Below are 1,016 nucleotides of genomic sequence, written 5' to 3'. Positions count from 1 at the left end.
CGGCTGGAAAACCGCCGAGGTTCCCGCACTCATCAACTTTGGTGAATTTTTTAGATTACTAGCCAACAAGCAATTCCCTGTTGCAACCTTCATTCGCTCGAAAGATGAATTTGATTATCTTCAAGAGCCGGATATTTTTCATGAGGTTTTCGGTCATTGTCCTTTCCTTACGAACCCAGCCTTTGCGCACTTCACTCATACCTACGGAAAACTCGGTTTAGCGGCGAGCAAAGAAGACCGAATCTATCTAGCACGACTTTATTGGTTCACGGTTGAGTTTGGGCTAGTTCGAAGTCAAGCGAATCCAGAAAAGCTGGAAATTTATGGCGGTGGTATATTGTCTTCCCCGGGTGAAACGCTTTATGCATTAGACAGCCACGAGGCAATTAGAAAACCGCTTACAGCGACAGATGCGCTACGAACTCCATACAGAATTGATATCATGCAGCCCTTGTATTATGTACTTCCAGACTTCGATTATCTGTTCGAGTTGGCTGATATGGATATCATGAGCCTAGTGAATAAAGCGAAAGGGCTCGGGCTATATCCGGCCTTATTCGACGCCAAAAAGCAGGCTTAAGTTAACATTTTGTTACAGCGCTGCATGGTCGGGGGAAACGTATTCACACCTTGCGCTGCGTGGAACCGCTTTAAAAACCAGTCTTTCAAGGTGATAATTTGGCAAAATTAACTTGTTATCTTTTTGTAAAAGTGTGATATTGTGTACATATAAGTTTACAAGAGATGTGAAGTCACACCCATGCGATTAGAAATCAGTTGTCAGGACAGATTGGGGATTACTCAAGATGTGTTGGATATCCTCGTTACCCATGAAATCGATCTAAGAGGTATTGAGATTGATGAGACAGGTAAGATTTTTCTTAATTTTCCCAATATTGAGTTTGCAGACTTCCAGCATTTAATGCCGAAAATTCGTCGCATCGACGGCATTTCTGACGTAAAAACTACGCATTTTATGCCAAGTGAAAGAGAGAAAACCCAGCTTTCTGCCATAC

2 protein-coding genes are annotated in these 1,016 nt (G+C 42.6%); both read left to right on the top strand.

Features of this window, described 5'->3' with window-relative positions; translation table 11 throughout:
* The coding region (locus tag ABJF11_RS00055; RefSeq protein ID WP_348117034.1) for a phenylalanine 4-monooxygenase at positions 1 to 580 on the top strand (580 nt) is incomplete at its 5' end.
* A gap of 180 nt (positions 581 to 760) precedes the next feature.
* Positions 761 to 1,016, top strand: a 256-nt coding sequence (locus tag ABJF11_RS00050) for an ACT domain-containing protein (RefSeq protein WP_348117032.1), incomplete at its 3' end; no start/stop codon positions are given.

It is taken from the genome of Reichenbachiella sp., from assembly GCF_039941815.1.
Taxonomy (GTDB): Bacteria; Bacteroidota; Bacteroidia; order Cytophagales; family Cyclobacteriaceae; genus Reichenbachiella.
The sequence above is the reverse complement of the archived record's forward strand: the minus strand, read 5'-3'. Positions and strand labels throughout refer to the sequence as shown.